Origin of the sequence: Methylobacterium soli (genome assembly GCF_008806385.1) — a bacterium.
Lineage (GTDB): Bacteria > Pseudomonadota > Alphaproteobacteria > Rhizobiales > Beijerinckiaceae > Methylobacterium > Methylobacterium soli.
The window spans coordinates 15,560-38,369 of record NZ_VZZK01000045.1 but is presented as its reverse complement, the minus strand read 5'-3'; the positions used below and the strand labels follow the sequence as shown (position 1 = coordinate 38,369).

19 protein-coding genes and 2 pseudogenes are annotated in these 22,810 nt (G+C 64.3%); 4 read left to right on the top strand and 17 right to left on the bottom strand.

The window, feature by feature from the left end; translation table 11 throughout:
* The coding region (locus F6X53_RS27640; RefSeq protein ID WP_151004429.1) for a LysR family transcriptional regulator at window positions 1-336 on the bottom strand (336 nt) is incomplete at its 3' end.
* A gap of 371 nt (window positions 337-707) precedes the next feature.
* Between F6X53_RS27640 and F6X53_RS27635 the strand changes: the two genes are divergently transcribed.
* Window positions 708-1,178 carry a response regulator gene (locus F6X53_RS27635; RefSeq protein WP_151004427.1) on the top strand — a complete coding sequence of 157 codons (471 nt, stop codon included), beginning with the start codon at window positions 708-710 and terminating at the stop codon, window positions 1,176-1,178.
* Window positions 1,179-1,355: 177 nt separating this feature from the next.
* On the opposite strand, the gene F6X53_RS27630 is transcribed toward F6X53_RS27635, so the two are convergent.
* A protein-coding gene (locus F6X53_RS27630; RefSeq protein WP_151004425.1) for an IS3 family transposase occupies window positions 1,356-2,599 on the bottom strand; the annotation gives its coding sequence in 2 pieces (ribosomal slippage) (window positions 1,356-2,275 and window positions 2,275-2,599; 1,245 coding nt in all).
* A gap of 151 nt (window positions 2,600-2,750) precedes the next feature.
* Window positions 2,751-3,335: a Ros/MucR family transcriptional regulator gene (locus F6X53_RS27625; RefSeq protein ID WP_151004423.1), complete on the bottom strand. Its 585-nt coding sequence runs from the start codon at window positions 3,333-3,335 to the stop codon at window positions 2,751-2,753.
* A gap of 502 nt (window positions 3,336-3,837) precedes the next feature.
* Here F6X53_RS27625 and F6X53_RS27620 point away from each other — a divergent pair.
* Window positions 3,838-4,488 (top strand): hypothetical protein, encoded by a 651-nt coding sequence (locus F6X53_RS27620; protein ID WP_151004421.1) that lies wholly within the window; start codon window positions 3,838-3,840, stop codon window positions 4,486-4,488.
* Between the two features lie 771 nt (window positions 4,489-5,259).
* Here F6X53_RS27620 and F6X53_RS27615 read toward each other — a convergent pair.
* Window positions 5,260-6,309 carry an adenylate/guanylate cyclase domain-containing protein gene (locus F6X53_RS27615; protein WP_151004419.1) on the bottom strand — a complete coding sequence of 350 codons (1,050 nt, stop codon included), beginning with the start codon at window positions 6,307-6,309 and terminating at the stop codon, window positions 5,260-5,262.
* A gap of 270 nt (window positions 6,310-6,579) precedes the next feature.
* Window positions 6,580-6,973: pseudogene (locus F6X53_RS34090) on the bottom strand (transposase); the annotation flags it as partial.
* A 205-nt stretch (window positions 6,974-7,178) separates the two neighbouring features.
* On the opposite strand from F6X53_RS34090, the gene F6X53_RS27605 reads away from it, so the two are divergent.
* Complete coding sequence (locus tag F6X53_RS27605) at window positions 7,179-7,454, top strand: Lrp/AsnC ligand binding domain-containing protein (protein WP_151004417.1); 276 nt, start codon at window positions 7,179-7,181, stop codon at window positions 7,452-7,454.
* A gap of 454 nt (window positions 7,455-7,908) precedes the next feature.
* On the opposite strand, the gene F6X53_RS27600 is transcribed toward F6X53_RS27605, so the two are convergent.
* From F6X53_RS27600 to F6X53_RS27545, 12 genes and pseudogenes are all read right to left on the bottom strand, one after another.
* Window positions 7,909-8,649, bottom strand: coding sequence for an SDR family NAD(P)-dependent oxidoreductase (locus F6X53_RS27600; protein ID WP_151004415.1), 741 nt, complete (start codon window positions 8,647-8,649; stop codon window positions 7,909-7,911).
* 686 nt (window positions 8,650-9,335) lie between these two features.
* Window positions 9,336-10,652 carry a glycosyltransferase gene (locus F6X53_RS27595; protein WP_151004413.1) on the bottom strand — a complete coding sequence of 439 codons (1,317 nt, stop codon included), beginning with the start codon at window positions 10,650-10,652 and terminating at the stop codon, window positions 9,336-9,338.
* 377 nt (window positions 10,653-11,029) lie between these two features.
* Complete coding sequence (locus F6X53_RS27590; protein WP_151004411.1) at window positions 11,030-11,437, bottom strand: hypothetical protein; 408 nt, start codon at window positions 11,435-11,437, stop codon at window positions 11,030-11,032.
* A gap of 118 nt (window positions 11,438-11,555) precedes the next feature.
* Window positions 11,556-12,446, bottom strand: coding sequence for a homocysteine S-methyltransferase family protein (locus F6X53_RS27585; protein ID WP_373875910.1), 891 nt, complete (start codon window positions 12,444-12,446; stop codon window positions 11,556-11,558).
* 178 nt (window positions 12,447-12,624) lie between these two features.
* Window positions 12,625-15,126, bottom strand: coding sequence for a two-component system VirA-like sensor kinase (locus F6X53_RS27580; RefSeq protein ID WP_151004409.1), 2,502 nt, complete (start codon window positions 15,124-15,126; stop codon window positions 12,625-12,627).
* The gene (locus F6X53_RS27575) at window positions 15,123-16,034 is read right to left on the bottom strand and encodes a cytochrome-c peroxidase (protein ID WP_151004407.1); all 912 of its coding nucleotides are present in this window, start codon (window positions 16,032-16,034) and stop codon (window positions 15,123-15,125) included. Before F6X53_RS27575 ends, F6X53_RS27580 begins: the two co-directional genes overlap by 4 nt.
* Window positions 16,035-16,168: 134 nt before the next feature.
* Window positions 16,169-16,933, bottom strand: coding sequence for a response regulator (locus F6X53_RS27570; protein ID WP_151004405.1), 765 nt, complete (start codon window positions 16,931-16,933; stop codon window positions 16,169-16,171).
* A gap of 248 nt (window positions 16,934-17,181) precedes the next feature.
* A pseudogene (locus tag F6X53_RS27565) lies at window positions 17,182-18,015 on the bottom strand (alpha/beta fold hydrolase).
* Between the two features lie 169 nt (window positions 18,016-18,184).
* Window positions 18,185-18,424, bottom strand: a complete 240-nt coding sequence (locus F6X53_RS27560; protein WP_151004403.1) for a hypothetical protein — start codon at window positions 18,422-18,424, stop codon at window positions 18,185-18,187.
* A gap of 399 nt (window positions 18,425-18,823) precedes the next feature.
* Window positions 18,824-19,801, bottom strand: a complete 978-nt coding sequence (locus F6X53_RS27555) for an NADP-dependent oxidoreductase (protein WP_373875909.1) — start codon at window positions 19,799-19,801, stop codon at window positions 18,824-18,826.
* Window positions 19,802-19,846: 45 nt separating this feature from the next.
* Entirely contained in the window at window positions 19,847-20,131 is a 285-nt protein-coding gene (locus F6X53_RS33900) for a cupin domain-containing protein (protein WP_306426591.1), read from the bottom strand.
* A 442-nt stretch (window positions 20,132-20,573) separates the two neighbouring features.
* Window positions 20,574-21,215, bottom strand: a complete 642-nt coding sequence (locus F6X53_RS27545; RefSeq protein WP_151004433.1) for an HD domain-containing protein — start codon at window positions 21,213-21,215, stop codon at window positions 20,574-20,576.
* A gap of 390 nt (window positions 21,216-21,605) precedes the next feature.
* On the opposite strand from F6X53_RS27545, the gene F6X53_RS27540 reads away from it, so the two are divergent.
* The gene (locus F6X53_RS27540) at window positions 21,606-22,592 is read left to right on the top strand and encodes a GlxA family transcriptional regulator (RefSeq protein ID WP_151004401.1); all 987 of its coding nucleotides are present in this window, start codon (window positions 21,606-21,608) and stop codon (window positions 22,590-22,592) included.
* Window positions 22,593-22,810 lie beyond the last annotated feature (218 nt).

Below are 22,810 nucleotides of genomic sequence, written 5' to 3'. Positions count from 1 at the left end.
CTGCTGCGAGAATTCCGAGACGATGCCGGACAGGTGCTGGAGGACCCAGAAGTCGCTCGGCGCCGCCACCTTCAGGAAGCCGCTCGGCCCCTTGGCCTGGGCGATTAGGTCGTCGAAGCTGCGCTGCGCCTCCTCCACGAGGCGGGTGGCCTGGGCGAAGTAGGCCTCACCATAGGCGCTAAGCGCGATCTTCCGGGTGGTCCGGTCGAGGAGCCGCAGGCCCACCGCCGCCTCGAATTGCGTGATGCGGCGTGACAGGGACGAGATCGGCATCCCCAATGCCGCGGCGGCTTGGCTAAAGCTCTTCCGCCTGGCGACCTCCACGAACAAAGCCATGTCACTCAAAACTTGGCGCTGTGTCGGAGCGATACTCCTCTCGGATTGCAAGGTAACAGGGCGTTGACTGGCCAGCCTCCCTCTCTGGTCAAAACCAGATGCAGCCGCTGTCGTGTTGCATTTCTCGGAGGGCATCGGAGATCAAGCAATCTAAAAATGGCAAAGATCAGCCATGGCTGGTACTCGTTCGCGTTCAGGTTGTCTCCTGCGACACGTTCGCAACTGAGAGTTGCGGTCCAGGGGTTAAGTTTCCCCTATCTTGATGGCGGTGAGAGACGTCAATCGGTGCAGCGCGCTACTCGGAACGGCACTGGTTAACCCATCTCTGGTAGGGTTAGCGCTCAAATGACCTGCTGCCTGCCTCCGCGCCGATGATCGGTGCCCCGAGCTTCCCGGACCTCTCCACCCTCGTGGTCGACGAGAGCCTCTACATCCGCCGCATCGTGCGTGACATGCTGATGCGCACTGGCATCCGGCGCGTGATGGAGGCGCCCGACGGGGCAGAGGCCCTCGGTGTGCTGGCCGAGAGCAAGCCCGATCTCGTCGTTCTGGATTGGGACCTGGCGATCCTGTCGGGTGAGGAGTTCATCCGACTGGCGCGCGACTTCAGCACCTCGCCCTGCCCAACCGTCCCGATCATCCTGATGATGGGCACGCCGCGAAAGGACCGGGTGGAGCGGGCCGTGCGCCTCGGTGTCAACGAAGTCATCGCCAAGCCATTCTCGCCCAAGACCCTGTGGTCACGGCTTGACGAGGTGATCAATCGGCCGCGGCCCTTCACGATGGTCAAGAGCCTTCTGATCCCGCATTCGCGGGCACCGAAGAACGCTCTGGCTGCCTGACAGGCTTTTGCATGCAATCTCGGCCGGCGCCGTGCTGACATTGGTGCCACCGGGGACCGACTCGCGCGATGTGGAGGCTGTGGCCATCCTTCCGCCGACGCCGGAGGGGCAGGGTCGATGCCGACGCAATTGGCACGGCCTGTACCGCCCGCAGATTGTGAGACACCGATCTGAAGCCTATGCGGCCAATACCGCCGGTGGAAGCTGGGCAGCGCGAATGGCCGCCGGTGGTCGGAACCCGTGCCGCTCGATCAGCCACGTCTCGTTATAAACCTCCCGGAACGCCAGCAGCGCGCGGCGCAGATCCTCGACCGTGTCGAAGTGTTCCACCCACAACAGGTTCTCCTTGAGCGTGCGGATGAAGCGCTCGGCGCAGCCGTTTCCTTCCGGTGCGCGCACGAAGGCGGGCGAACTCGCGATACCCAAGAACGCCAGCTCCGCCTGGAAGTCGTCCGACATGTACTGGCTGCCGTGGTCATGCCGGACACTCAGGCCGGAGGCGATCGCGGCCGCAAAGCCGCCGAAGCGCTGCCGCACACCCTGGCGGACCGGCTCCAGCGCCTCGAAGCGCGTGGCCCGGCGTGCCGCGTGGATGCCCACGCATTCGGCCGAGCAGTGATCGATGGCCACGAACACCGCAACCTGCCCCTCAACCGTCCAGGTGGTGGTCAGGTCGGTGCCCCACATCGTGTCGACCCGCTCCGGGATGATGGTGCCATCGTGGTTGCGCGGCCCGCGCGGCGCACCGACACGCGCGGGGGCGAGCAGATCATGCGTGCGCATCAGGCGCAGCACGCGGCGCTTGGAGGTGCGCACGCCTTTGTGGCGCAGCCGCGCCCAGATCTTGCGGTGGCCTTCGCCGTGGAAGGGGCTGCCGGCCAGTGTGGCGCGGATCTGCGTGAGCAGCGCCGCATCCGGCATGGGCCCGACCGGGCCGGGACGCCGCGACGGCTCGGACTGGGCGGGGGCGAGATGCCGGTGGACGGTGGCGCGCGACATACGCCAGATCCGGCACACGCGAGCCAGTCCGTAAGCTTTGCCACGGGCAGGCGAGACGGCCCGGCTCATGGCCGCGACCTCCTGCGGGCCAAAGGGCCGGGGCCGCGCGCCTCCAGAACCGCGATCTTGGCCTCCAGCAGCTCGCGCTCGATCAGCATCTCACCGAGCTTGGCCTTCAGCCGCCCGCTCTCCAGCGTGTCCGCATCAAGAGGCCGGGTGGCAAGGCTGGCCTCGCCCGCTGTCAGGAAGGCGTCGCGCCAGCCCGAGAGGGTCGCGGCCGTCACGCCCAGGCTGCGCGAGACGCTCTCCAGGTCCTCGCCGCGCAAAAGCCGCAGCACCGCATCCCGCTTGCGCTGCCGCGACATGCGCCCGCCGCGGCCAGGACCAACCACGTCTACAACCGTTCCCGTGTTCGTCGTCATCGTCCTCACCCCTGACGCGGAGACCGTCCGCTAACGGGGTGTCTCAAGCAACCGTGGGGCGGAGGAGGCCATCCTGCGAACCTTGGAGATCGTCTGCCGCGAACCCGAGGATCTCGGCGCGCCGTGAGAGACACGGGCGCCGGGTTGAGCCTCACTCGGCCATTGCCGGCTCTGCCGGCTTGCGCTTGCCGGCCCGCTTCTTCGGTGCTTCGGCTTCCGTCGGAGCCTCTGCCGCCTTCTTCCGGCCGCCGCGGGCCTTCGAGGCCTCAGCAGGTACGGCAGCCTCCGTCACCTTCTCAGATGCGCCGCTGGACTTTGTGATCGGCTTACGACGCTGCTGACCGAGACCAAGGCTCTTGGCGAGAGAGGAGCGCTGCTCCGAGTAGGAAGCCGCGGTCATCGGGTAGTCGGCTGGCAGGCCATGCTTGGCGCGGTAAGCCTCCGGCGACAGCCCGCGGATCGTCAGATGTCGACGCAGGGTCTTGTAGGGCTTGCCATCCTCGAAGCTGATCAGCGCGTCCGGTGTGATTGACTTGCGGATCTGTGCGGGTGTGGCCTTCGTCTCTGGCTCGACGGAAGTAACTGACTGACCGAGGCCGGACACAGCCGCGTGGACTTTCATGAGCAGGGCCGGCAAGTCGCCAGCGGCAACGTGGTTGTTCGAGAGGTACGCCGAAACGATATCGACGGCGAGTTCGATGTGGTTTGTTTGAGTAGCGACTTCGGCTTCAGACATTTCACGGCCTAACTGTTTCTGAGACCTCGATCACTACGCGTTAAACGCCACCTGGCAACTCGCACGGAAGAGAGCTGGATGACTTTTCCGCAGAAATCGGAGGTAGGCGGAACCCGTTTCGGGTCGTCTTCATCCGAACTGACTGCTGGCGCCGATGACCCTGAATTTTTTCACTTTGCGCCCATCTCGGCCATTCGCCGGCCATCGCCGGCATACCCGAAGCGGACATCGCCTCAGGCCGGATGACAGGCCTCAGATGCGCCATCTGCTGATCTTCGGTGGCGTTCCTGCGGAGGAGCGGTGTTGCCCCACGAGCAGACGCTCATAGGTTGGGTGTTATAGAGCAACCCGGCTCGTGTTAGGCCGTTCATGGAACCCGGAACCGTATCGGCATCCGTAGCTTCCCCTGCCTGGGTAGGCGGTGGAGCATGGTATGCGAGCGGAAAGATCAGCGAGCATCGGGACCACACGGAGTTTCGATGCGGAGCGCATCAACACTGTCGTGCAGACCCTCGCAATCCTCGGCGCTGGTGCTTGGGGCGTCTACACCTTCATCTACGAGGCCCGCATCAAGCCGAGCCTGGAGCCGCCGGCCGTGTCGGTCGCGACAAACCTCGTGAAGGCAGGCGAGCGGGACAACTACATCGCAATCCGCTCTACGGTGACTCGTAAGAACGTGGGCCAGGCGGGCGTGCGTGTTCTCGGTCTTGCCTACAATGTGATCGGCATCCGAGCCCAGTTCCGCGACGAGCCGTCCGAAACCACAGCCGTACCAAGCGATCTTGGCGATACTAACTCTGTAGCTGCCGCGCGCAACTATACCCTCACCGAGCCTGGGACGGTGCTCCTGCGCCAGGGCGTACTGTTTGCTGGAGCAACAGAAAGTGAAGCCGAGGCGTCCGAACTCAACCCGGGCGAGGCCGTCTCACGCGATCTCATCGTCTATGCGGATCGCACTCGATACGATTTCGTGCGCTTTGAGGTGAGCCTCGCTTACGAGAAGGTAGACAATCTACCCGTAAAGCTTCGCCTTGAGACGGGACGCGATGGCACATTGGCCCTCAGGGCCAGAGCTGATTGCCGTTCAGAGCCGAGGTCTTGCACGCGCCTCAAGACAACGGATTTTGGCACGGAGTTCTCGCTCTGGAACTGAGCGCCTCACGCATCGGCCGTAGAATGAGCGTCATGGAGCGCTCGTCACCGGAAGCAAGGATGCACACGGAGCTTCGGCGCAACGCATCAGCGCCTTCACAATGGGCTGTCGGTTCCTTTGGCCTGCTTCCAGCGTAAGGCTGTAGCGCGCAAGTTCGGCGCGGGCGGCGGGCGTCCACATCGGGGTTCCTGGGTGAGCGTCAGACACTCCCCCAACACCCACGATGCCCGCCGCTCACCCAACAGCTAAGGTGTTCAGCCCATTATGAAACGGGGTCAAACTCCGTGGATTGCTCGGTCCGGGTCATTGCAAGAGCCTACAGCTGATGGAGCGCCTCGGGCTTCAGGGCCACGACCAACTGCAGCACTTCATCGCCAGTCCGGCCTGAGACGACGGGCCAATCTAGAGGGAACTAACCCGTGTGCCGAACGCCGAGATGAGCCTCTCAAACGAAGGGGCCGGCCCTTGGCTCGCTTCGCCAGATCCTGGAGACCCGGCACCCCGGGATCACCCAGGCAACCAAAGGGCGAGGTTTGCCCTCTAACGTTCCTTCACTGGGGGCGACGCCCAGCCAAAATCTCCATAGCGCACCGCCCGCCATCCCGCGCGTTCATTCTTCCACGACTTTCGTACGCCTCATGGCGCCCGAGCTCTTTAGGAATGCAGCCCGCTGCTCTAGCGCCCGATAGTTCCGATTCCGGACATCACAGATACGTCGCATCGCCGACAAGACAGCCGGGAAATGCCGAGTCCACCACTCCGGTGTTGAAGTTAATTGGTGCTTGGTGCTGCATCTCTCGGGAACGCAAATAGCCGTAGGGCTTCCGAATGCCCGCGGATCGTGTGAAAACCACGGTCGGTGAACCTACACACCGTCCCCTCGCTTCCCTCCCTTTGCATGCGCCTCACCACCGCGTCCGTGATCAGGATCGAGGCCTTCGCTTCACGGCAATGGTTCTCGACGCGGCTCGCAACGTTCACGGTATCGCCGAGGACCGTCAGTTCGAGCCGGCTCTCGCATCCGACATCGCCGAGCACGACATCGCCATAATGGATGCCGATGGCAACGGCGACCGCCTCCTGTCCCGATGCCGCACGTGCATCGTTCCATGCCTGAAGCCTCGCCTGCATCGTCAGTGCACACCGTACGGCGTTCGTTGCGCTCAAATCGTTCGAAACAGGTAGGCCGAACACTGCGATCAAACCGTCGCCTGTGAACTTGTCAACGGTGCCATGATGCTCGAAGACACTATCACTCAAGGTACAAAGCAATTCCCGAAACATGGCGATTACGTCTTGCGGCTGCATGGCACTGCAGAACTTCGTAAATCCGATCATATCGACGAACAGAACCGCAGCAGGGTCATAGCGAGTCGTCGATAGCGCGACGTCGTTCGTCGCGATTTGTTCGACGATGGATTGCGGGAAAAATCTAGCCAGATTATCCTTTTCTTTGCCGACTGCGATCAGCCGTTCACGAGTTGCGATGTTCAGCAATGCGAGTTTCGTGGTGATTGCGATGGCGCCGAGGCTGATCAACGTGCGGGCCGCGGCGCTGCTGTCCGGATTCGGGCCATGCGTGATGATGAAGCTCAGGCATGTCAGTGCCGCGCAAAGCGCCGCGGTCCTGAGGATGCCGACGCGTTTGAACCAGAGAGTCGCAAGGACAACGACGACGATGTACAAGACAGCAACGGCGAAATGCAATGGGATCCATGTGTCGAACAAGAAGATCGAAGCCGCCGGAAGCACCACGTAGCACAGGGATGCGCTGCTCTGAAACAGATCGGCGATCCTCGCCTGCATACCCGCGAATGCCATAGGCGACGATGATACGTCATATCCCACTGCGAACCATCCCCGGCACAATCGAATTGAGTTCAGAATAAGTAAGTCTGGTTATTTTGCCAATCCCTCACAGGTATCCTCGTCCACTTCACGGAGGCTGCTCCTCGCCTCAGCTGGTCGACCCCGTACCAGCGGCCTGTCGGGAACGGGAGACCGACGCTGCCCGCAGCACGCTGAGGCGTGCCCCGAAGTGCGGCTTGTCGGGCTTTTGGTGACGTCAGGCCATGCCGGATCATGGCGAACTGCCCGGTTCGAAGTGGAGCGGAGGGGCGGCCCACGGGGCTGATGCCAGCCCGCGAAGGAGCCGACGATCGTCATGGGCCGCCGCAACAGGGGAAGGCGAGCGGGCATCGGTGGAGCCGTCCTCCGTAATCGGCTCGACGGCGGTTGGGCGAGGTGAAGCTGGGGCGCCGAGGATCTTGTGGATGTGGGCCAGACCGAACTTCCGGTTCGAGCGAGTGAGGAAGCCGTAGTGCCGTATGCGGTGGAAGCCGCGCGGCAGGACATGGAGGAGGAAGCGCCGGATGAACTCCGCGGCGGACAGGGTCATGACCCGCGGCCGTCCGGCTTCGTCGCGCCGATAGTCCTTGATGTGGAAGCTGACGCTCGCCCCATTGAAGGCGAGGATGCGTCGGCTGCCCTCGACATGCAGAGCCGTGCCGTTCGTGGCTGACGCAAGTGGACTCGCCAGATAGGCCACCATCGTGGCGATCTCGTCCGACTCGACCAGCGACAATGCCGGCGATTGTTCCTTAAGACGGCCCCAGGTGCGGGTCCTACGGTCGGCCGGGGTCATCGCCCGCACTGTCGCGGTCCTATCGTTGCAGGCGCTGCGCTACCCCATGGTGATCGTCGCCAGGGTCAAGCTGGAGCTGCCGAACGAGGCTGCCAACAATGCGTACGAGGCGCGTATGGCCGAGCTACCCCGCGTTGTGCGATGCATGACCGTCGCCGGGGACTTCGACTACATCCTGCTCATCCGCAGCCGAGACGTGGGCCATTATCAAGACTTCGCCCGCAGGGTGCTCAAGCTTGCGCCTGGCATCCGTTCCTATACCAGCGAGATCGTCCTACAGGTCCGCAAGGCGACCACCGAACTGCCCATCGAGCCAGTCTGACCGGGGCCGTCCTCCATAAGGTCCGATCATCGTGAGGCGCAGGGTGGAAGGTCCGGATGGGGTGGTTTGCGGAGATTGGCTTAACGCCCCCAAGCGGACGTTCCGCCTTGCGCCCATGTCAGCCGTTCAGCGACCTTCATCGACATCTCCGAAGCTGTCATTGCAGCAGGCCAGCTTAAGGGTGGGGCAGGCATCTTGGCCGTCATTGTAGCCTCCACCAAGGGCGGATTTGGTCTGATCCTATTGGGTGGTGCCGGCTGGCGTGATGATCACGATCCACAGGTATCTAGATGAGAGGCCATCTATGTCATCTGTGGCACACTGGAGGACATCCTGGGCTGTAAATTGCGGACATGTGAGCAACGCTGCGTCAATCACGTGCCCGATGACGTGCCGCAGGCATTCCGGAACGGGTCCGGGCAGGGTTGGACCCGATCATGGCAGGGGCCGGACCTCAGACCGAAGCCCCGCCATCGACGCGCAGATTAGCTCCCGTGATGAAGGAGCCGTCCGGGCCGGCCAGAAGCGCCACCAGACCTGCCACTTCATTGGGGCAACCATACCGCTGCAGCGCGATCGACCCCTGTATCCGCCTCGCCAGGAAGCCATCGGCTGGGGTCATGTCGGTGTCAATGCGACCCGGCTGAACATTGTTGACTGTTATGCCCGCAGGGCCGAGGTCCCTAGCCCAGCCTCTTGTCAGGCCGGCGATGGCTCCCTTCGTGGCCGCGTAGACGCTTCCACCCTCGATCGGCATGTACTCGCTGCCGATACTGCCAATATTGATGATGCGTCCGCCCGGCTTCATGAATCGCGCCGCTTCCTGAGCGGCTACGAAGACGGCGCGGACATTGATGTTCAACATCATGTCGAAATCGTCGACGCTCCAGTCCTGAATGGTGCCGGTCATACCGATCCCAGCATTGTTGACCAGAATGTCCAGCGACCCGAATTTCTCCGCAGTCGTACGGACCGCCTCCCGGACGGCATCGACCGCCCGTGCATCGGCCCGAATCGGCAATGCCCGAACTCCGAAAGCCTCGATACTGCGTGCGACGGACTCTGCCTTCTCCTTCGAGGACGCATACGTGATTGCGACGGACGCTCCCTCCTGCCCCAGGCGCTTGGCGATTGCTGCGCCGATGCCGCTGGATCCGCCCGTGACTAGAGCCACACGACCACTAAGGTTCGACATCGAACTGCTCCCAATCGATAAAATTACGTTCATCACAGTGGAATGCTTCGACCCGACTTCAGAACTCGACTGTCGAGTTTCGTCTGTATGACAGGTCGAAAGCGGCGAGTGGCCCGGCAGGCTCTTCAATCATCGGAGCCATTCGACGTCCCCAACTCTAGTCTCGTGCTGCAGGCTCGGAGAGCATCCAGCTGTAACGATCGTCTGAGCCAAGAATTCGGCCGTGGTCGAACGCGATATAATACGCCTTGTAAACGCATTGATCTTTTTTAATAATTGATTTTTCCCATTACTCCCGACTGCAATCATCAATAAATCTCCTTACTCTTCCGCGTGGCGATGAAAAATAAGCAATATACTGTCCGAATGATTTTCTGAAATTGAAAGATTGCTATGAAGATCATGTTGGAGCTGCCGCTCGCCTCACGCAATGAGGAGAACCATTCGCTTCCCGCCGAACAGCTCGTATTTCCCGCCGATTTCGGAAGTCAGGCGGGCGACGAGTGAGTTCCGGCACTGGGCGACCTCAGCCGACGGTAGGATTGCGCGCTTCCAGCTACGCACGATGTCCCCGCCGGCTTGCCGCGCATCGCGAGATATCCCGGGCTCTCCTCCGCTCCCGGGAGCCCGACAGAGAGCGAAGCGGGACGGCAAGGTCGGCCACGCCGGCGCCGTGCCCGGTTCAGTCAGGCCGCAGTGATGCGGAGGCCGCCGCGCCCCGCCGGCGCATAGGAGCGGACGAGAGCGAGAATCTCGGCCTGCGTGTCGTAGGTGGCAAACTCTGCTCCCAGCCGCCTTGCGGCGCGGCGATGCTCCGGCTCGTCGAGGACAGTCCGCACCGCGCGGCGGATCGCCTTGGACTCCGGCGTGTTCGTCCTGAGGTCGATACCGGCCCCCGACCACGCGATGCGCGCGTTCACGTCCGCCTTGTCCTCGGTCAGGCCGGCGGCCACGAGCGGCACGCCGCAGCTCAAGGCTTGGTTGACGCTGCCGTAGCCTCCATTGGTGACCATCGCGTCGATACGGGGCAACAGCCACTCGAAGGGCAGATACTCCGCGATGCGGGCGTTGCACGGAACCGTTCCCGCCAGCGCCTCGACGGGGCGGCCGCCCATCGTGGCCACGACCAGAATGTCGTCCTCGTCGCCCAGAGCAGCGAGCGTAGGACCGATCAGAAGATCGAGATCGTGGTTGGCCACGGTTCCCTGCGTGACGAGTACTACCTTGCGGGAGCCATCGAGATCATCTGCCCAGGCTGGCAGCGGAGCCTGATCCGGGATGATCGGGAGGGCGCCGACGAAGCGCACGGACGGCGGGAACGCGCGCGGGAACTCGAAGCCCGGAACCGAGAGCTGCAGGTAGGTGTCCGCGAGGTGCACGACGGACTCGAAGAGAGGAACCGATACCGGCCCAAGCCCCATCTCGGCGAGCAGGCGGTTCAGACGGTGCCTCGTCGGCTGATCGACGCACACAGAGTATTCCTGCGCGATCCTTGCGTGCGCCTCGAGTTCCTCCTGTGTCGTCGCGGGGAGCAGCCCCATGAAGAGCGGAGCCCCGTCGTCGCGGGCGCTGTGCAGAACCGACGTCCCGCACAGAAGGACCGGCAGCTCGCCCGCGCGGGGGCCAAGCAGCAGGGGAAGGACGCCGAAGAACATGTCATCACCGATCACGATGTCGGCCGACGTCGCCCGTAGGGCGTTGAGCAATCCGGCGTGCTGGTCGCGAATCCGGTCGATGAAGATCCGCGCCAGGGCAATGCGCAGCCAGTCCAGGCCGGGCTCCACGGCCTTGAGTTCCGGGACGACGGAGAGGATGTCGCGCCCATCGAAATCCGCGCTTCCCGGAAGGGCATAGAAATGGGCTCCGGCCTGCTCAATGCGGCCGCGGAAGCAGGTCCCGCACAGCACATCGACCCTGTGGCCGTCCGCGATCAGCATCCGGGCGATGGCGAGAAGGGGGTTGAGATGACCGGTGGCCGGCGTCGAGATGATGAGAACGTTCATGCACGGACCCTCGCAATGTGGAGAGGCGTGGGCACCGTCACATGTCTGGCGCCAGCCTCGACGAGGGAGGCTGAGGCACGCCCGTTACATGGAGGCTGCGGAACGGCGCGATAGCGTTGCGATTGTAGCCGGACCGTCGGCGCCGACCGCATTGCGGCTTGCGCCCGATCTCTCAGACTCGGGCCACCGTCCATTTTGGGGCGCTGGCTGTTGCGGAAGGGCCGTCCGCGCGGCGCAACAATCGAGCGTCTCTCGAAGAGCAATCGAGATCTGGCGGAGGCGGATCGGGCAGTCCTGGGTGTCAGGGGTGAGCCTGGCTATGCGACGGCGAGAGCGTCGAACCGGCCTTCAGCGCAGCACTGCTGAGGCCCGGCTCCTCAATCAACCTCCAGGAACTCGATGCCGATCTCGTTTTGCCTACGCCAGGCAACTCGAGCAGGGCATTGCTCAGGACCCTCGCCGATCTCCAGGGTGAAGACGCAGGGTATCCGGGACGGCTGGCCGAGCAGAAGACGAGCACTCTTGCGGGTGCGGTCGGATAGGATGCAGTCAAACGCGCACCCGTTCCAGAGGCGGATCCGGCAGATGCTGCAGGGCGGTCCGGACTCATCCGTCCAAGGGCTCGTTTCTGCCGCATCGGCGGCGCTGGCTTCGCGTTCGTAGGCCCTGAGCGTGTCGATGAACTGCCGAACTGCGGGCCCGCCGCGAGCCGCAGAGGCCTGGAACGTTCTGATCACTACAGCCTTGAAGAGTTCGTCACTGACGCTGTCGAATGTCTTGTGCATGGTTCAGCCTCCCGAACTTGGCAGGCTCGCTTTAGAGATGGCGCAGATGTCGTGATGATTTCGAGAGCGTTTCCGAATGTCGGCGTCGACATTCCTGCCGCCTTCGACTTGCAGCTGATCACAGGCAGGCTTCGCAAATCGCCGCGATGTGCCGATAATTCGTCCCGCAGCAACCGCCAAGAACAGTTAGGTTGGGCAGTTGGCTGCGAAGGGTCGCGTAGCGGCGACCGAGATCATGCGGGTCGCCGATGTCGAGGTCGGACGCCGCGTCGAGTTCGGAGTGGCTCTTCGTGGAGGCATTCGCCCGTATGCCGCGGATGCGAGCGAGCCAGTCGGCGCCCCCAGCCAGAACGGGCTCGAAGTGCAGCGGATGCGCGCAGTTAATCATGTAGTAGGCCGGGGAGGCATTTGTCACCGCGTCCATCTCCTCGATCGCCGAGCCGAGGGTCTGGCCCGAAGGCAGACGCCCGTCGGTCCCCAGCGTGAAGGAGATTGCCACCGGCACTTTCGCGTCTCTTGCTGCTATTGCGATGCCGATGGCCTCGTCGACGAAGGTGAGTGTGAGGGCGCTCACCATGTCGGCTTCGCTGCCCCGGAAGACCTCCACCTGCGGGCGGTGATAGGCAGGTGCCTGCTCGGCCGTCATGGCAGACTCGGCCGTGTACCCATCTCCGCGCGGACCAATCACGCCGTTGACCACGAGAGGAAGTCCGGGTCGTGCGTGCCGATGCCGGAGTTCGTCGAGGAAACCGACCGCCATCCGGTTCACCTCGGCCAGAGCATCGGCCTCATAGCCGAGCTTAGCGCCCCAATCTACGTTGGCACGCCATGTCGGCGTATCCAATATCATGCCTACCCTGTATCGCTCAGCTAGCTCTAGGTAGGGCTCGAAGAAGCGCGCGAGTGTAGCTCGACCTTCTTCGGTCAGAAGCAGGGGAAAGTGGGCGAAATCGGGTAGGTCGATGTTCTCGTGGGACAGGAGCGTCGTTCCAAGCCCGCCTTCAGTCAAGAAGGGGCGGCCGATGAATTGAGGAAGTCACTCCCGGAATTGCGGCATGCGGTATCTACACCTGTTCCAAGCCTTCGGAATTCGGCATCGGTCATTTCGGACTGCCTGCGCTGATCGTTCTTGCCTCTGCGCGCTTTGGTGGACACGTGTGGCGTCGAGGCTGCGAGGAGCGCGGCAGTCAATGCTCCTCCGGCGGCATCGCATCCTCGGGCTGCGGCAGAACACGGGCGAGCGCCATCGCAACCTCCGACGCGATCAAGGGCCACTGCACGAGTTCATGGATGCCGGCCCGTGCCAGCGCGGCAGGATCGTCAGCCGCCGAGCCGGTCGCGAGGATCAGCGGAAGGCGGGGAACCTCGCGATGTACGGATGAAGCGAAGCACAGCCCCGAGGCCGGCGATGTCGGCTGCCCAATCAGAGCGGCCGCGAACCGATCGGGAGCCTGCTTCAAGGCCAAGAGCGTGTGGGCCATCTGCGAGTACCCGACCGGCTCATAGCCGAGGGCCGCCAGGACCTCCTCCTCCCTGAGACGGAAGGTCGGGTCTGGATCGAACACCAGAACTGGCTGACCCTGTCCCAGGAGCAGAGCGGGCGCGGCTCGGGGAATGGCTTGCGACCTGGCATCCTCAAAATTCGTCGTACAGGGAAGCCAGACTGCGAAGCAGGTCCCGGCGCCTGATTGGCTGGCGACCGTGATCGTGCCGCTGTGCTCGCGTACGATCTCGCGCGCCGTAGCGAGCCCGAGCCCGTTGCCTGCCGGGCGCGTGCTGAAGAACGGCTCGAAGATCCGGCTGCGTGTGGCCTCGTCCATGCCGCGGCCCCGGTCTTCGACGAGGATCCGGACGTAGCGGCCGGCAGCAAGCAGCTCGGGAAGCTCCGAGGCCGAAGCCCTGACTTGGCGGATCTCGGTCCTGATCAAGAGCGGCCCCTCGCCGTCCATCGCCTGGGCGGCGTTGTTGCCGAGGTTCAGGATCACCTGCTGCAGCTGTGTGGCGTCGCCGGAGACCACGGCATCCGCTCCGCCTTCCCGAAGCGTCAGCTCTATGCCGGGCGGCAGGGATGCGCGCAGCAGGGAGGCGCTCTCTGCCACGAGAGCCGACACGCGGATGGGGCGCCGGGCGGCGTCCCGGCGGCGGCCGAAGGTGAGGATCTGGTCGATGAGGTCGCGCGCGCGCTCGCCGGCGCGCCGGATCTCGCTGAGATGTGGCCTCGACCGGTCCCTCGGGTGAACCCGCTCCTCCGCCATCTCGGCGTAGCCGAGGATCGCACCGACGATGTTGTTGAAGTTGTGGGCGATCCCGCTCGCGAACGTGCCGACTGTCTCCATGCGCCGCGCCTGTTGCAGACGGCGCGCCAGTTTCACTCGCTCCTGTTCCAGGCACTGGCGCCCGACCGCGTTCGCGAAGACGTCGAAGGCCATCCTGAGAAGGCCGCGCTCGTCGCTCCGCAGGTCGAGCCGGGATCGGACGCCGTCGAAGCCGAGGAGGCCGACCTCGCCCTGACCCGTCATCCGGGACACACAGGCCCAGTCGCGCAGCCCCAGCGTGGAGAGAGAATCGGTCTTTGGTCCCGCCTGAACCCGCTCTGCCGGTGGTACCTGAACGACATCCTTGCCCTCGAAAGTAGTGCGCGCCGCGAGCATCCGCGTGCGCTCGGCCCAGTCGTCGGGCAACGCTGCACCATCCGCGCTCCAGTGGAAGGTCCGCCCGTGCCGCCCGAAGAGAAGGAAGTAGGCGCGCTCCGCTCCGAGATGCTCCGCAAGTGCCGCTAAGGCTCGCTCGATGCGCAAGCCGAGTTCGTGCGGCGGTGCATCGATGAAGCCGAGGGACAGCCCGGTGATCAAGTGCTCCAGGGCGGCGCGTCTCTGCAGGCTCAAGGCCCGCGACCGGAGCCGCAATCCGAGATGGACGAGCAGCACGACGAGCGAGACAGAGACCGCGTAGAGTAGTAACCGGTAGCGCCGTGCAGTATCGCGGGACGCGCTCTGATGGGTGAGCACCATGGCGCGAAGTTCGGCCTGCTGTCGTTCGACTGGGATCGCCACAAGCGTCCTCAGGACCTCGTCCACGCTCGGCAGGAGGCGGTGCAGCATGCGTCCATGGGCCAGAAGCGCCTGGATGCCCGGATCGTCGCGTGCCCCGTTCTCCTCCATCAACCGGTCCAGCCGGTCTGCGACCTCGGCTGACGAAGCTGGGGAAGTGTCGAGCGTCAGGTGCAGCATCGCGGCAGCGAGCGCGCTCACGCGGGCGAGCAGCCGGCTGTCGTCCCCGCTCCTCGTGATGGCAGTGCCGAACAGGCCGAAATACGCTAGCGAGTTCTGAAGCAGTGCGTTCTCCGTTTTGAAGCGCTCGATAAGCTCCTCCTGACGGCGGACCGAGGCGGCTAGCGCTTCGATCGCGGGGGCCGTGTGGGCACCCGGCGAGGCGATGCAGTGCATCTGTCCGACGATCCCGTAGAGGTCCGCGATCTCCCACACGAGGGGATCATAGTTGCGAAGGCTCCCCGCACGGGCCATCAGGACGTCTCTCTGCAGGGCGCTCTCGGTGACTGCTACGCGGTCTAGGTTCTGCAGGGCCTGGTCGTATATCTCCGCGTCGGCATTGACCGCGCCGAATGACAGCCACGTCAGCAGCAGAAGCAGCAACGGGACGGCGAAGAAGGCGGAGGGAGCGATCCTCATGGCGTCGCCGGCCGCAGGGGCTTACCCTGATAGGTCCCCGTCAGGGTCCGCAGGAACGCGACGAGCCGGTCGATCTGCTCGTCTAACAGCGTCCGGTTCAGCTGAGACTTCGCCATCCTGCGCACTGCTTCGTGCAGCGTGGCTGCACTGCCGTCGTGGAAGTAGGGCGATGTCGTCGCGACGTTCCTAAGGCTCGGGACCCGCAGGATCTCGGGCCGATGTGCCGAGACCGGGCGGAAGACGCCGAGGCGCTGCTTGAGATTGGCTCCGACGTTCACGCCTTGGTGGCAGGATACGCAGCCCAGCGACTTGAAGGTTTCGTACCCACTCAGTTCCTCAGCCGAGAGGGCGGATGTATCGCCGCGTAGCCATCGGTCGAACAGGCTATCGGACGTGAGCAGCGACCGTTCGTAGGTCGCAAGGGCGTCGAGCAGGTCGGCTCGGTTCGGATCTCGGCCGAACGCGCTGCGGAACTGCCGCGTCAGATCTGCATCCTTCCGAATGCGGACCACGACCTCGTCGACGCGTGCGCCCATGATCTCCGGGCTCTCAAGCGACGCCTCGGCCTGCTCCTCGAGGGTTCGGAACTTCCCCTCCCAGCCAAGTCGGTAGCTCAAAGCAGCATTGAAGACCGTGGGTGTGTTGAAGAGAAGATCCGAGCCGGTGGGCACCGAGCTTCGAACTCGGCCGTCCGCCCCATTGGTGCGGATGTCGTGGCACGACGCGCAGGAACGCTCTCCGCCGGCCGAGAGGCGCGGGTCCGCGAAGAGGCTCTCTCCGAGCGCGAGCACACGCGGATCGGCTGCCGGCGGGGCTGGAAGCGGACTGATCGGCTCCTGATCGGCAGGAATCGTCGGTGCCGCTTCGGGGAGCGGAGGCGCAAGCGCAGGCGCGATCGCAGCAGCCATCAGCCCTGCGCAGAGCACCCAGGGAACCGCCGGCCGGCAGGCACGAACGAGCCAATCTACGCTCGGTCTCATCCCCGCTCCTTCTGAGTCTTCGTTGTCGATCTCTCGTCCTCCCGCGAGCCGCTCATCGGGGCTCACCCCACCTGCACCACCGGGGCGAAGACGTACCCAACGCCACGCTCAGTCAGGATGAAGCGAGGTTGGCTGGGGTCAGCCTCGAGCTTGCGCCGCAGCCGCAGGATCTGGACGTCGATGCTGCGGTCGAAGACGTCCTCGTGCACGCGAGTCGCCTGAAGCAGATGCTCGCGGGTCAGGGGGCGCTGCGGAGCCGATACGAAGGCGAGAAGAAGAGCGTATTCTCCCTTGGTCAGCGGAATGTTGCTCCCCTCGGGATCGGTCAGCCGGCGCGTGCGCGTCGAGAGCTGCCAGCCCTCGAAATGGTAGGTCGCGAAGTTACCGGCATCCCGCTGGGCGGCCCGCCACGCATCCTGACGGCGCAGCACAGTCCGGATGCGGGCCAGGAGCTCGCGCGGACTAAAGGGCTTCGTCAAATAGTCATCCGCGCCGAGCTCGAGCCCGATCACCCTGTCGATCTCGTCCCGGCGGTGGCCGGTGGTGATGATGACGGGGAGTTCAGAGCGGGCGCGGATCTCTCGCAGCAGAGCCAGGCCGTCGTCAGACCCGAGGCGCAGGTCGAGGATCACGAGATGCGGCTCGCCCACCCGCAGCCGTGACGCCATCTCCTGGCGGTTGGAAGCGGTCTGCACCTGGACGTCATGCTCGCCCAGGTAATGGTGGAGTAGATCCCGCATCGCAGGATCATCGTCGACCACGAGGACACGGATCGGGAGGTCCGACGCGCGGCCAGCGTGCTCGCGAGCTAACGCTGTCTCATTCATAAGGAACCGCCTATGTATTCTCCAAGACGCACCGATGCTTTCTCTGCCGCCGGAGGCGGCCGTCTCGCTCGGGCCAAGTTGACCGGATGTATGGTGATTGATCCGGAAGAAATCACGTGACAGCCGAACCGACCCGGGTATTTGGTGCGCGGCTGACACATGGTGTCTTGCAGGCACATTACAGGAGTGTTGCAGGCTGCCGACGGGCAGCCGCAGCCATGCGTCAGGGCGGTGACGAGAACCTGCAGTCAGCCCCGGATGAAGGCCAGGAGGTCGCGGTTGATGATGTCGGGGTGTGGTGATGCACATCCCGTGCGGCAGGCCCTCGTAGCTCTTCAGCGTGGCGTTCCTCAGGAGCTTGACCGAGAGCGGGGCGGATCAGCGTAGTGAACGATCTGGTCGTCGATGCCGTGCATTACGAGCACGGGCACTTCGTTCGCCTTGAGATTCTCGGTGAAATCCGTCTCCGAGACGGCTGCGGTGCAGTCATACTGCGCCTTGTTGCTACCGATCACTCCCTGCCGCCACCAATTCGCAATGATCCCCTCCGAGATCTACGAGCCCTCGCGGTTGAAGGCGTAGAAGGGCCTGAGGGCACGTCGCAGTAGAACTGGGCCCGGTTAGCGGCAAGCGCCGCGCGGAAGCCGTTGAATACCTCTATCGGCAGCCCGCCCGGGTTGCTTTCGGACCTGACCGTCACAGGCGGCACCGCACCGAGCAGCACCGCCTTCGCGGCGCGACCAAGCTCGGCTCGGGCGACCTAGCTGGCGACCTTGCCGCCGCCGGTCGAGTGGCCGACATGGGTAGCGTTCTGCAGGTCGAGCTTCGCCACGAGTTCCGCGACATCGGCCGCGTAGGTGTTCATCTCGTTGCCGGTCGTAGTCTGCGACGAGCAGCCGTGGCCGCAGCGGTCGTGGGCGATCACGCGGTAGCCGTAACCGAGGAAAAATAACATCTGGTTGCCCCAGTCGTTGGCACTGAGTGCATGCTGCCAGTCCGCGTTGCCGTTCCGACCAATCCTTCGCACCTGATCCGGTGCCCGGGTTGGAATAGCATCGGCCGTCGAACTGATGTCGACGCACTAATCGCTTGATCTGAAAGGGAGCGGGTGTGTTCCTTTAGCATGCTGACCGCAGCCAAGGCTTCGCCGAGGAGTGTCCTCACAGCGCCGCCTTTGGCTGAGCGGCCTTATTGCTTACTGCCGCGCCCGCTCCACAATTGCTGCGGCATTCGCCACAGCCGGTCCATTCATCATTGGCTTTGTTTGGTCGACTGATTCTTGAGATCGCCCTTGTCAGGGTGCGCAGTCCGTACAGGCTGCGGAGTAACGCTAAGATCGTTGCGAGAGCGTTCGTGTTGCATACCCCAGATCTGCTCACGATAAAGCGGTACGTTGACGGTGAGATGATCATCTGGCCCGGCTAGAACTGATCCGGAAACGACCAAAGGAAATAAGAACGCCGTGCGCGCGCAATAGCGGATCGTTCGCATGCTGCTTCTCCAGCCGATCGAGAGATCTACGGATCGGCTCGAATCATATGAACAAGCTCTGTTACATTGATGTTGCATCGCAGAGTGCACTTGTGCGCAGCGGCACATGGTAAGCCGCGAGCCACGATCATTTTCGCTAGTCGCGGACGGCCGCCCATTAGTCATACCGTGCTGACCGTCTGAGCCCACAGCTTGATGCTTCTGTTGCGGCGAGTGAACTCGTCGCTGCCACCGGTAGCGTCTCTACTTCGGGCAAGCGCATCCCCGTCAGGGCTGTCAACGAGAACGCTTCCGCTTCTGCTGCCAAGCTCGCTGCGTAGGAAAGCTGTTGCGCAGCACTGACGCCGCAAGCTGATGAGCCCTGCCAACCATGCGACTGCAGATCCAATCTGCGGCAGCTCAGTCCGGCGACACCTCAAGCACGATCTTGCCCTTGGGTGCAGCCTGCTCGCCTTCCAGCATGAAGTGGGCTTCGCGTGCCCTTGCTAGCGGAAGGGCTGCCCCGACCCGTGTCTTGAGCTCGCCGCTTTCGAGAAGCTCGGCGAGAGGTGAGAGATGCTCGGTCGTCACACGCACCAGGAAGAATTCAGCGGTGACGCCGTGCCGCTCGGCACAAAGCTGGTCGGGCTGGGAGACCGCGGACACCAGCCTGCCGTCGCGGCGCAGGACCTTGAACGAGCGGGTCTGCGTCTCGCCTCCGACCAGATCGAGAACGGCGTCTGCCTCGTGCACCTCGTCCTCGAACCGCTGCGCGCGGTAGTCCATCACCCGATCGGCGCCGAGACTTTGCACGTAAGCGAAATCGTTAGCTCCGGCTGTCGCAATCGTGTGAAGGCCGGCTCGATGGGCAAGTTGCACGGCATAGGCTCCGACGTTGCCTGCTCCACCATGGATGAGGACGGTCTGGCCGGGCTGGAGCCGAGCCTGCTCGAACAATCCTTGCCAGGCCGTGACGGCGATCACGGGCACGGAGGCTGCCTGGACATGCGTGAGCGAGCGCGTTTTTCTGGCCAGCATCGGGGCCGAGGCGACGGCGTATTCGGCATAGGCGCCGACGAACCTGGGGTTTGTCACGCCGAAGACTTCGTCGCCGGCAGCGAAGCCGGTGTCACTCGGGCCTACAGCCTCGACGACGCCCGACAGATCCGAGCCCAAGGTCAGGGGAAGCGGCTGCGGCAGGGCACTCCGCCCCGCTCTGATCCAGCCATCCCAGGGTCCGACGCCGGCGGCGTGCACTCTGACGAGCACCTCGCCCTCACCCGGATCGGGCTGGGCCATGCTCTCGAAGCTCATCACCGTCGGCGGGCCGAACGCATGCACCCGCCACGCCATCATCGTTGCATGACCCGCATCTCTGTCGGAAATCTCGGGTGCCATGCCGTGCTCCTTCTACCTTCGGTTGCCTCGGCGGCCGACCTGGATCTACGGCGTTGCCGCCGCTCCCGGATCGGGGACGGTCAGCGGCTTGTCGCCAGCGCCGACGATGAACACGGCCAGCAGACTGGCGGCCTCGCTGTCGCTCGCGTTCTCGCTGATCCGGTGGTGGGCAGCGGGCTCCTCGAAGAAGCTCTCGCCGGCGCGGTAGACCTCGGCGGGCTCGTCGCCGACGCGGCTGCGAACTGCGCCCGTCAGGACGTGCGCGTAGATGAAGGCGGAGCGGGCATGCCGATGTGGTAGCGACTTGCCACTCGGCGGATAGGTGACCACCAACGCAATGAGGCTCTTGCCCGGTACGTTGGGCAGCGCGCTCGAACACCGGCTTCACTGTCTCGAGGTCGTGCGCCTGTCCGGGCGGCGAGCCGAGCGATGCCGAGGCAAGGCCTGCTGCGAAAGCTGCAGATATAACCGAGATGCGCCTCGACTTCGAAATCATGGTTCTCTCCCGATCATCCGTCGCGATCTAGCTTGCTCGGAAGCTGTCTGCCACCGGTCATCCAAATGTCGGACTCGCCGAGTTCCCACTCGTCGCCGAACCCGCGAGGCCGGGGCAACTCGAGCGGCGTACGACCTCGCGCAGCTCCTCGCGGCTCAGAGGGTATTCGCTCGTGTCTTGACGTCGTCGCGATCAAGGGGAAAGGCTCCGGGTATCTACCTGCGGATCGAGAATGGGCAGCCCGGCCAGGACGCCTCCGCGGATCGCTGCTCAGGCTCAGTGCGGCCAGGGCGAGCCGAGAATGATGCTGCAGAAGTTCATGCGTCTGTAGCTCGGATCCTTGAGCGCCAGCACGTCGGCCTTGACGTTGCCGAACGTCGTCTGCGGCTTTCCGATCGTTCCTTCGGCGAAGTGGTCGATGACCGCTTCCTTGAAGTTGTGCTCGCGCGGATGGTGCGCGCAGACATGTTCGCGCTGCGCAGGCGTGAAGTCGTGGTAGGCGAGGCCGAGCACATCCATCTCGACGCCGGCCGTAACCAGAGCGATCGTCGGGCGCATGTGTTCGGGCACGCCGGGCGTGGTGTGCAGGGCGATCGAGGTCCAGACGTCCTCGATGTCGCGCTCCGGCACGCCGTAGCTCTCCAGGAAGTCGCGGGCGGCGTTCGCGCCGTCGACCTCGAAGCGCAGGTCCTTGCTCGCATAGGCGGCGGACAGTCCCATGTCGTGAAACATCGCGCCCATGTAGAGCAACTCGGGATCGTACTTCAGCTTCCGGCGCTCTCCGGTCAGTGCACCCCAGAAGAAGACCCGGCGGCTGTGATTGTACAGCAGGTCGTCTTCGGTATCTCGAACCAGCTGCGTCGCGGCCCGGGCCATCGCGCTGTCGGGCACGCGGATGCCCGCAACGGTCTCCGGCAGGTGCAGGTTCACGTTCATCGTCGTCGCTCTCTTTGTGGCAGGTTCACTCGAAGCGGTGGGTGGCAGGCGGATCGCTGGCGGGGAAGCTGTCCGCGGACGCTTGGTCCAGGCAAGCATCCGGACCAGTCGTCTGTGGCAGCACAGGGAGAGAAACGCACGGCTCCGCACACTGGGACGGATCTTCGGACATCGACGGCCCCTCGTTTGCTATAGGAACTCGGACATCAACACGGGACCATCTGGATCTGCTCTGAACTGAATAGTGAGACGCCGATTGGTCGCACGCAACGCGATAGACCATGCGATCTCCGCCAACCGCCCCGATTTTCCGCCAAGCGGTCGCGGCGCTTGGGAGAGCGGTGCTACACGTCCGCGATCTCGGAGGTGGCCATGGCCGACCAAACCGTCGCAATCGTGATCCACGACGGCGTCCAGGCGCTCGATGTCACGGGCCCGGGGGACGTCTTCGCCGAGGCGAACGGCATCCTGGGCGGGAGCATGTCCTACCGGACCGTGCTGGTGGCGCGGGCGCGCGAGCCCGTCACCGCGTCGAACGGCATGCGCATGCTCCCGGACCTCGGCTTCGAGGAGGCGCAGCAGCCCTTCTCGATCGTGCTCGTCGCCGGCGGACCGCAGCTTCCGACGGCGCCGCCCGACGATGAACTCTCGGCTTGGTTGAGGACGGCCGCCGAACAGGCGGACCTCTACGGCTCGATCTGCACGGGCGCCTTCGCGCTCGGCCATGCCGGACTGCTCGATGGGCGGGCGGCGACCACCCACTGGCAAGTCGCCCAGCAACTCGCCGTCCTCTTCCCCCATGCGAGGATCGATCCCGACAGGATCTACCTGCGCGACGGCCGCCTCATCACCTCGGCCGGGGTCACGGCGGGGATCGATCTCGCGCTGGCCCAGGTCGCGGAGGATCATGGTGCGACAGTCGCGCAGGCTGTGGCCAAGCGGCTCCTGGTGATCGCTCAGCGACAAGGCGGCCAGTCGCAGTTCAGCCCCTTCCTGGCGGCACCTGTCGACGCGGGTTCGCCGCTCGCCAGAGTGCAGCAGCATGTGCTGGAACACCTCGGCGAGACGCTCTCGGCCCGGCAACTCGCTGCCGTCGCTCAGACCAGCGAGCGAACCTTGTGGCGGCTGTTCAAGGAGGTCGGCCTGACGCCGCACGACTTCGTGGAGGGAGCGCGGGTGGACGCCGCGCGCAACCTGCTGGAGGGCAGCGAGGCTCCCCTCAAGGTCGTCGCCTACGACTGCGGCTTCGGCAACCCCGAGCGAATGCGGGCGGTCTTCTGTCGGCGGCTAGGTCTCTCGCCCGCGCAATACCGCGACAGCTTCCGCATGCGATCGGGCACGCTCAAAGCCGCAGAGTAGACAACGCACCGCGCTGCACGTCCCGGCGTGGATCGCGCGGTTCCTAGCCGTCGGTTTGCGGCCAACGACCATGCGCCCGGAGCGCTGTTGAAGATCGTAGCGGTGTTCTGGTCAGCCAAGTGCAAGCCGTTCCCTTGACCAGCACGCCGCCGCGCCCGCCCCGCCTCGCACCTCCGGAGTTGCGGGTGCATGGCGGGAAAGCCGGGTTGGATGGCGGG